Genomic DNA, 8,924 nt, shown 5'->3' with positions numbered 1-8,924 from the left:
AACGGGTGGTCATGGCGACAATTCGCCAACCGTTCGCCGTCCTGCACCATCCAGTCGAGGACTGCGGCGACACCCATGGGAGACCTAAGAATTGGGCGCGATGTTAAGCCTGATTTACGAAACAGATCCGCTGATCTTCAGACGAAGTCCCGGGAAATGTCGACGTTGATGATCCGACCACGTTCGTCGAAGATCACAAACAAGTTGGATGTGGCCTTGCCAAAGGCAACAGCCACGAGGACGAGTTGCTGATCCCCCCCCTGGTGGGCGATTACAGCGTCCTTGACCTTGCGGAAACCACCAGCGACCCGGCTGAGCTTGGTCCACTTGCGTTCCAGGTCTCCTGGAGCCAGCTCTTCCTGAAGTTCCAAGGTCATCTTGGATCGCGCGGCAATCCAACGGCCTGCCGCAAGGTCGCGGGTGAATTCCAGTGCCGTTGTTTCGATGGGTTGGATGCGATCGGTCCACTTCCAGGCGAGCAGCTTGCCGTCTTCATCCAGCACCATCAGCATCCCTTCGTCACCGGATGCGGTGGTCACGACAGCATCAATCGTGGTCGTGTTGTAGCCGGGAATCACGCTGACAATGCGGCTCGCTTCGATGGCTACGCGTTGGTCAAGGCGAGCCTGGACGGTCTTGACATCAACACTGGTCTGGACTGGAGCTGCTAGGGCGCCATGCATCACGTTCCCTTGACGCTCCTTCAGAGCCTCAAGCAGAACTTCAGCGGCCGCGGTTGCCTGGGCTGGCGTGAGTTCAGTCCTGGTTAGCTCCTCCGCTGCTGCGGGACTGATCAACCCCATCGGGGCTGACAGAGCGATGGCCAGCAGGGCAGCAGAGAGCTTCAAAGCACAATCATCAGTCGAGCTTCAGTCTGCCGGAGGCAAAGGGGTTCAGCTGCAGGGTGGAGTCAGCAAGCTTGAGTGTCAGCGTCACCACACGGTGCTCCTGGCTTGGTGCTCCGCAGGGCAGGCCGTCGTGCCCAGGGTTGACGCCAATGGCAGGCCACGCTGCTGCTGCGATTGAGATCCGCAAGCGATCTCCCTGAGCCAGTGCGGCCTGAAGGGGTTGAAGGGTCACGCTGCGGAAGGCTGAGATAAGCGCCTCATCCCCACGAACCCTCAGGACGCCAGTGCTCAATTGCTCAACGGTGTTGGCGTCAGCAGGCAGGCGCGACAGGCTGATGCAGAGATCAAACCCTGGCTGGTCTGCTTGGGCGTTCAGCAGCAGCAACGGCTGACCCGACAGCAGAAGTTCAGCCCCCAAAGGTTCAGAGGTGAATGTTGCGACATCGCTGCGTTGATCAACCGCAAAGCGGTCCACGGGGCCAGGGGTTGTTCCGAGGTGTCCACCAATGGCTGGAACCGGTCGCCAGGGGTCATGAACAATGCTTACCCCGCCCTCTCCCTCTCCATCCATCACGAGCGAACCGTCGAGTGGATCGATGCAGGCCAGTCCCTGGCTTCGCAGTCCCCATGACATCTCTCCCACCGCGTCTGGTGCGGGGATGGAGTCCCAGTGATGGTCCGTGATGTTCCAGAGCTGGCTGGTTGGCGCTGGCTCCAGTGGTGGTCGATCCTGTAGATGCTCCTGGAAGAACTGCAGCAAGAGCTGCTGGGTTTCCGGCCACCACTGCAGGTGGGAGGCCGGTCCGATATGGAGTGATGGCTGACCTCCGGCGGCCTGGCTGCGACACCAGAGGTCGAGAAGGCCTACCAAATGCGGGTCCCACCATCCGCCGATTAACAGCATCGGGCGTTGGAGCCAGGTCACGGGGGGGTGATGAACCGTCCATTGCTGCTCCTGGGCCGGGTCGCTTTGCAACCATCTCCAAGCCATGCCGTCGGGGTCATTGCGTTCCAGCAGTGCAGGCCCGTCCCGCAGGTAACGGTTGTCTTCCAGGCTTCTGCGGATCTCCAGCCAGGCCGTTACATCCCCTCGTCGCTGTGCCTGAAGAGCGGCGAGCTGGAGCCCCCAGCCGAGTCCAAGGTGCCACCAGTGGGCACCTCCTTCACAACTCCAGTGGCGACGTTCGTCCAGTCCGGTCATCGCCGGTGTTGTGCAATCCGGTGGCGGCGTGGATTCAGCTGCGGTGAGCTGGGTTAATCCCTGATACGAAAACCCGTAGGTCCCAAGGCGGCCATTGCACTCCGGCAGTTGGCGAACCCAGGCGTGGGTGGCGGTGGTGTCGGCAGCTTCCTGACCAAAGCCCCCGAAGCTGCCCTCCGATTCCCCTTGACCTCGCACGTCTTGAACGACGACCAGGAATCCATGGGAGGCCCACCATGTTGGATGGGCGTAGGTGACCGTTGAGGCGATGCGGCTTCCATAGGGTTGCCGCATCAGCAAGGCAGGCCAGGGTCCGCCATGGCTGGGGTGCCAAAGCCTCGACTGCAGCACGACGCCATCAGGAAGCGTCAGCGCCGCATGGCGGCAGTGAACTCCATTGGTCTCAGCGGACATCGGGGCAATGCATCCCCACGACGTAGGTCACCAGGATTTCCGCATCCTGAAAGTTCAGGTTCTGACTTGTGGCGACCTTGTGGGTGGCTTTCTTGGAGTAGGCCGATTGGCCGTTGTCGTTCATGTCCCGGAATGAACGACACATCGCCTTGGCTTTTTCAGGATTGCGTTTGACGCTGTTGAGCAAATCTGAATCAGCAGCACCCACAAGTGAGGGAGACCCGATCAGAGCAAAAGCAACCAGAGCTGTGCGCAGGGGGGACAACCTCATGAATTCTTCTTACGCAGGATTGGACAGCAAGTAGGGGCTCTTGGGGTCAGTTCGCAAGTTGTTTGGCGCGTCGGATCCAGTCGCCGGCCACCTTCAGATCCACGACGGCGGGCCTTTTGGTCCCGAGGCTGCGCTCCAGCCTGCCGGTCTGGCGTACGAGGCGCTCGGGGCTGCACGCCGCTAAAGCGGCCGGCGTGGCAATGCCGGCATGCATCAGCAGCGCGGCGTCCTGGGGGGGGAGATCCAACCCGCAGACCAAGTGCGCCATGCCCCGTAGCCGTTTGAGATTGCGGGCCGATGCCTGACCGCTGCGGGCCAGTTGGCTCAACTCCAGATCCGTGAGGTCACGGATGGCCGACCAGTGGTTAATGCCGGCTTGATCAAGCTCCTTTTTTTCCCTGCGAAACGACTGGGGAAGCTCCTGAATCGTGTCGTTGAAGTTCGGCATCAACGAAAGGTCTTGCTGACCTCGCCAAGGATGACGGGGCGGCCCTGGCCGTCTCCTTCTGTCTGGATTCCCCGTAACCGCACCAGCACAGTGCTGCTGCTGCGGCCGGAGCCACGCAGGTTCCCTTCCAGTTGCTCCAGGGTGGCCTGGACTGTTGAAGGCGCTAGGTCGGTCGGAACCTGTGCCACGACCAGGTCGTTGCCGTTGTCGAACACGATCGGTGCCCGTACAGCGCCCTCCACCACCACGGGTGGTGTGTAGCTCACGCCGAATGCCCAGCAGCTGACCGCCAGCAACAGCGTGAAGCTGCTGACGCCGACCAGGCGAAAACGGATGCCCCAACGGGCGAGGAAGGCAACACCTGTCAGCACTCCCAGCCCAAGACCGGACCAGCCCAGCCAGGGAGCGGCAGTGAGCAGCAGCTGATCGAAGGACATGGGGTCTGGTGGACTGAAAACAGTCTCCTTATATTGCGCGAGATTCCGGGATGTCCGTCGCGTCTGATGGGGAAAACGCGGCGCAGAGCCTTGCTGGCAGCGGGCAGTTTCGTTTTGATCGGTGCTGGAACAGCGGGTTTCATCGCCCTTGATCGTGTTGCGGAGCGCACCGTTGCCCGCTTCCGTCCCACCTTGGAAAGAGCTCTTTCGGCTCCTCTTGGTCATCCGCTGAAACTCGGTCCCTACAAGGGATTACGCCCTTGGGGAATGGCTATTGGCCCCAGCCAGATCCTGCCGTCAGAGGCGGATCGTTCTGAACTAAGCCTGGCGGGATTTGAGGTCAGCCTTGCGCCCCTGGCCAGTCTTCGGCGTTTGCAGCCGGTTCTGCAGATCACCCTGCACAAGCTGCGCGGCCAGTTAGAGGTCAATGAGGCAGGTCATTACTGGACGTTTGGACCTGCGAGCGGCGAAGGCGACCTGCCGCGGCTTGGGCTCCAGTACAAGTTGGCTGATCCCGCGTGGCTGCGTTTCGGCCCCCAGCGGCAGACCCTTGAACTCAGCAGCCAGGGCTCGGTTTTGCTGGGGGAGGCATTTTTCAGCACCGAATCTTCACTGCGCTGGGTCGACTCCGAAGGTTCGTTGCGTCTGGATGGTCAAGGGCACTGGGATCGGCCCAGCTTCAGGCTGCGCAGTCGGCTGGATCGGCTCAATCTGCAACCGTTCGGGACGGTCATGGCCCCCATGCAGGATCTGGATGCCTCAGGGCAACTGCAGGGCGATGTCCAGATCAGCTGGACCGGTGGCGCCTTGAACTGCCGGGGTGGAGTCAGGCTGACCCGTCTCAAACTTGCGGCGGTCCAGAGCCGTCGCCTCAGCATTGGTTGTAAGGCTGATCAACTGAAGTTGGAGCCCGCAACACTGCGTTTCGGATCGTTTGAGGCTCTGGCCTCAGGCTCCGTGGCTTTGAACAAACGCTTTGATCTTCGCGCTGAAGTTCGCAGCTCAGATGTCAGCCCCGCGAGCAAGGATCGCTTGAAGCTCCGGATCCAGGGCCCCTGGGAGGAGCCCCGGTGGAGCGCCGATGGTCAGCTCCAGCTGCCGGAGACCATGGGCCTCAACACAGCTCTGACGTTGGATGGTCAGTGGCGCACCCCTTGGCTTCAACCTCATCAACCGGCTGTTTTGGTGGATCGGCTCCGGCTCCGCGCCCCTGGACTGCGCTTCGGGCTTGCTGGAACGATTGGATCCAACCTGGATCTGCGCAGCACCGAGCTGCAGATTGATCCCCGTTTCTGGTCTGGCGTCCCGTCGCTTCAGGCTGGCTTGGGCCAAACCGCTCCGATCCTTGGAGCCGTTGACTTCAGTGGTGCTTTGGCCTCACCGGATCTGACCCTGAAGCTTGGCCAGGAGATTAATCCTCTTCTAGAGCGCTGGTCGTTCCAGACCCGATGGTCCACGGGGGATTCGGCTCTTGTGCTGGATCGCTTCACCAGCCCGATGCTGCGGGCGGAAGCGCGCCTGCCTCTGCAACTGGAGCAGGGGCGGCTGCAAGCTGGTGAACTTCAGAGCGGCTTTGAACTCAAGCCTCTGGAAATGAGTCGCTTCAGCCCCTTGGTTGGCACGCCTTTGAACGGCCGGGTGGCGGCGCGGGGTCGGCTGAACGGTCCACTGTCAGCCCTTCAGCCAGATATCAGGTTGATGCTGGACCAACCCCGCTTCGGGGCCTTGCAGGTTCCCGAACGTTGGCAGGGGCGCCTTAGCGGTGAACTCGGCCGTGGCGCTCGCCTTGAGATGGCGGCCCAGCAGCCCTCAGTGCCCGGCTCGCTCGTGGCCGAGCTCGCCGCAGATGCATGGCCTCAGGCCGTGCGTCTCAACCGTGGCGAGGGTCAGTTGCGACTGGACGGTTTGGCGCCCAGAGGTGGGCAGCGTCGCTATCGCTGGAGTGCAGCGGACCTCAACATTGATGGTCTTCGATTCATCGTTGCTCCGGTTAACCAGCCCAAAGCGGTGGCTGGCCAGCTGACGGGCGCCGGGAGCCTGTCCATGGGCCCGTTCGCGGTCAGTGGCTCTGCGGCTATCGCTGAACCCTCCTTGGCAGGAGTTGCGATAAAGAGCCTCAATCTGGAGGGATCTCTGACGGATGGACGTTTTCAGGCAGATGCAACGCTTACCCCCCTGGACGGAAGTATCCGGCTGAAGGGCCGCGGAGATCTAGGTGGGCGGATCAATAGTCAGATCGAGGCTGAAGGTCTTGATGTCACCTGGCTGTACCTAATCTCCCGTCAATTGAGAGGGAACGACCTCAATCCCGGTTTGGCCACTGGGCGTGCCGAGGATCTTGGAACGCTGTTGATCAATACTTTCGGCGGTTCCCTCGATGGGCAGTTGCGAGCCCTAGCGCAATCGCGACGTGCTCTCGAGGCTTATGCCCTGGCACATCCCAGTCAAGGACCACAACTGGAGCGCTTGGAAGGACGAGTCAACGTTTCGGGAACGATCCAGGGTCCTGATCCAAAACATCTGAAGGCCGATCTCATCGCCAAGGCCCATCTGTGGATTGAGGGGGATAACCAGGCCAAGGCTCTCCAGCTCGAACCCGTGGTCGCGACACTGCGTGGCCCGCTGCGTGGTGGATCCGGTGACCTCTCGCTGCTTCAGGTTCCGTTATCGCTGCTGGCGTTGCTGGCACCTGTTCCGCCGCAGCTTCGCGGCAGCGTTGGCATCCGCGGCCGTTACGACCTCAGCGGAGATGCTCCCCTGCTGGCCTCCGATTTGGTGCTCGATTCCGCCAGCCTGGCGGGCCAACCGCTGCAGTTGGAGCAGCGATCGGTCGTCGTTGACCGTGAGTTGATCCGCCTGGATCTCGCCCTGAGGGGGGGAGATAGCAAGGAAGCCATCACCGTGTCGGGAGACGTTCCCTTTGACCCCGATGCCGATCTATACCTGAAGATTGAAAGCCATGGGGATGCCCTTGGCGTATTGACGCTTCTGGCGGGGGATTCGCTGACGGTCAAGCAGGGGGGCACGGATCTGCGACTGCTTTTGCGCGGGCCTCTGAAGCAACCCCAAGCCAATGGCTTTCTTGTCGTTACCAACGGTGACCTCAGCATTGGTGAACAGGCGCTGAGCCGGATCAATGCCTCAGTTCTGTTCGACTTCGATCGGGTTTTGGTGCAACGCCTTGATGCCCAGGTTGGCCGCGGCGGCAAGCTGCGTGGCTCAGGAACGCTCGGCCTGTTTGCTCCACGGAGCGATGCTCCACCCCTCACCTTGCAACTCAGCCAAGGTCAGATTCGTCAGCCGATCGTGCAGTTCCAGGCAGATGGTGAACTGCAGGTCTCCGGTGCCTTGTTGCAACCCATCATCTCTGGAGATCTGACCCTGTCTCGAGGCACGCTTCGGCCGCAGTCCGGATTCTTCGGACGGGTTCGGCGGCGCGGACTTCAAACCCTCGTTCCCACCGGTGTTGAGGGCCCCTCAAAGGAGGTACAGCCGGGTTCCGAATCGGTGATGCAACTCCTGGCGGAGAAGTGGGACTTCCAGGAACCTCTGGTCCTGATGGGCCCCAACCGATCCATCCAAGGTCCGGATCAGCTGCAACGGTTCATGCCGAAACTGCCGGCTATCCGCTTTGAAAATCTTCGACTGGACCTGGGCCCTGATATCGAGGTGCTGATGCCCCCTTGGATCAGCTTCAAAGGGGGAGGCGCCGTCACGTTGAACGGCCCCTTGGATCCCTCCTTGGAGGCGCGAGGCTTGATCCGGCTCAAGTCCGGCAGGATCTGGATTCCTCCCCTTGCTCCACTGCGTTTGGATCCGCAGGCGGCGAATGCAGCGGTGTTTACTCCCTCCCTGGGTCTGGTGCCCTATGTGGATATCGCCATGCAAGCCAGGGTCTCCGACACCGTCAGCGCGGGCAGCAGCGATCAGATCACCAGTGCCAACCTATTTGCTTCCAATGGCACGGGCAGCGCTTATGCCGAGGGTGGTCAGCTCCGCTTGGTGAAGGTCATGGTCCAGGCCACCGGGCCGGCCAACCGTCTGGTTGACAAAGAAAATCTTGTTCTACGCAGCACACCACCTATGAGCGAGCAGCAGCTGTTGGGTCTGATCGGTGGTAATTCCCTGGCCTCTTTGGGCGGAAACGGTGGTGCTGCTTTGGCCACGATGCTGAGTCAGTCGCTGCTCTCACCGGTGCTGGGCACCTTGACCGATGCCATGGGGCAACGGCTCCAGGTGGCGATTTTTCCGACCTACGTCAACCCCGATGTGAAATCAGAGAAGGAGCGCACCTCCGGCCAGATTTCGCCAACACTCACAGTGGTGACGGAGTTTGGTGTGGCGTTGACCGACAAGTTCGACCTCTCTGTTCTGGCTGCACCGAACACGACCGATGTTCCTCCCCAGGCAACCCTCTCCTATCGGCTGACGCCGAACACCACCGTGTCTGCGGCCATGGATGCCAATGGCACCTGGCAGAGCCAGTTGCAGGTGTTCTTCCGGTTCTAAGGGATGCCTGACGCGCAGGTGATTGGGGTGGATCTCGGGGGCACGGCGATCAAGCTGGCTCGGATTCGTGCTGACGGCACGGTGCTAGCGGAGGCGCAATGGCCCACACCGCAGCCCGCCGTTCCTGGCGCCGTGACCATGGCCCTTTGTGAGGCCATCGCAAAGATCGACCCGGAGCACCAGGCCGAGGCGGTTGGCATCGGGCTTCCTGGTCCGATGGATGCGGCAGCCCGGGTGGCGCGGGTTTGCATCAACTTGCCCGGTTGGGAGGACGTGCCGCTGGCGGACTGGTTGGAGTCACGGCTCAATCGCCGGGTCACCCTCGCTAATGACGGCAACTGTGCTGTGGTGGGTGAGGCCTGGCTCGGTGCTGCGCAGGGTGTGGAGGATGTGGTGCTGCTCACCCTCGGTACCGGTGTGGGTGGGGGGGTGCTCCTGCAGGGTGAGTTGTTTACAGGCCACAACGGTGCTGCGGCGGAACCGGGGCTGATCGGGTTGCAGCCCGATGGTCCGGCCTGCAACAGCGGCAACCGTGGCTCCCTGGAGCAGTTCGCGAGCATTACGGGCCTGCGGCGGCTCTGCGATCGCGATCCCCGCCAGCTCAGTGCAGAGGCCGATGCCGGTGATCCGGCTGCGGTTGAGGTCTGGAATCGTTACGGCGAGTGTCTGGGCTGTGGCGTTGCCTCTTTGGTTTACGTTTTTACCCCTCAGTTGGTGTTGCTGGGTGGTGGGCTGGCGGGGGCAGCGCATCACTTTCTCCCGTCAGTACGCCGCGAGGGGGGGGCGCGGGGTCCGG

7 protein-coding genes are annotated in these 8,924 nt (G+C 61.8%); 2 read left to right on the top strand and 5 right to left on the bottom strand.

Annotation, left to right across the window (positions count from 1 at the left end; translation table 11 throughout):
* Positions 1–137: 137 nt before the first annotated feature.
* Genes FZZ88_RS03195 through FZZ88_RS03175 form a run of 5 tightly spaced genes read right to left on the bottom strand, consistent with a single transcriptional unit; the run spans position 138 to position 3,619 of the window.
* A complete protein-coding gene (locus FZZ88_RS03195; protein WP_206339083.1) occupies positions 138–848 on the bottom strand; it encodes a DUF3887 domain-containing protein in 711 nt (236 codons plus the stop codon).
* A 10-nt stretch (positions 849–858) separates the two neighbouring features.
* Positions 859–2,463: a CocE/NonD family hydrolase gene (locus FZZ88_RS03190; protein ID WP_166016688.1), complete on the bottom strand. Its 1,605-nt coding sequence runs from the start codon at positions 2,461–2,463 to the stop codon at positions 859–861.
* Positions 2,453–2,734, bottom strand: a complete 282-nt coding sequence (locus FZZ88_RS03185; protein ID WP_166016687.1) for a hypothetical protein — start codon at positions 2,732–2,734, stop codon at positions 2,453–2,455. The genes FZZ88_RS03190 and FZZ88_RS03185 overlap by 11 nt, the downstream gene beginning before the upstream one ends.
* A 46-nt stretch (positions 2,735–2,780) precedes the next feature.
* Positions 2,781–3,182 carry a DUF4332 domain-containing protein gene (locus FZZ88_RS03180; protein ID WP_166016686.1) on the bottom strand — a complete coding sequence of 134 codons (402 nt, stop codon included), beginning with the start codon at positions 3,180–3,182 and terminating at the stop codon, positions 2,781–2,783.
* Complete coding sequence (locus FZZ88_RS03175) at positions 3,182–3,619, bottom strand: Ycf51 family protein (RefSeq protein WP_166016685.1); 438 nt, start codon at positions 3,617–3,619, stop codon at positions 3,182–3,184. The genes FZZ88_RS03180 and FZZ88_RS03175 overlap by 1 nt, the downstream gene beginning before the upstream one ends.
* 66 nt (positions 3,620–3,685) lie before the next feature.
* Between FZZ88_RS03175 and FZZ88_RS03170 the strand changes: the two genes are divergently transcribed.
* Together FZZ88_RS03170 and FZZ88_RS03165 are read left to right on the top strand one after the other, a co-directional pair.
* Positions 3,686–8,128, top strand: coding sequence for a translocation/assembly module TamB domain-containing protein (locus FZZ88_RS03170; protein WP_166016684.1), 4,443 nt, complete (start codon positions 3,686–3,688; stop codon positions 8,126–8,128).
* A gap of 3 nt (positions 8,129–8,131) precedes the next feature.
* A partial coding sequence (locus tag FZZ88_RS03165; protein ID WP_230332809.1) for an ROK family protein occupies positions 8,132–8,924 on the top strand: 793 nt, incomplete at its 3' end.

This window comes from Synechococcus sp. PH41509 (assembly GCF_020514285.1).
GTDB lineage: Bacteria > Cyanobacteriota > Cyanobacteriia > PCC-6307 > Cyanobiaceae > Parasynechococcus.
Note: the sequence above shows the minus strand (reverse complement) of the source record. Positions and strands in the feature narration are given on the sequence as shown.

Coding starts and splice junctions, on each gene's coding strand:
- FZZ88_RS03185 (WP_166016687.1), bottom strand. CDS start 2,734: ATGAGGTTGTCCCCCCTGCGCACAGCTCTGGTTGCTTTTGCTCTGATC.
- FZZ88_RS03190 (WP_166016688.1), bottom strand. CDS start 2,463: ATGTCCGCTGAGACCAATGGAGTTCACTGCCGCCATGCGGCGCTGACG.
- FZZ88_RS03180 (WP_166016686.1), bottom strand. CDS start 3,182: ATGCCGAACTTCAACGACACGATTCAGGAGCTTCCCCAGTCGTTTCGC.
- FZZ88_RS03175 (WP_166016685.1), bottom strand. CDS start 3,619: ATGTCCTTCGATCAGCTGCTGCTCACTGCCGCTCCCTGGCTGGGCTGG.
- FZZ88_RS03170 (WP_166016684.1), top strand. CDS start 3,686: ATGGGGAAAACGCGGCGCAGAGCCTTGCTGGCAGCGGGCAGTTTCGTT.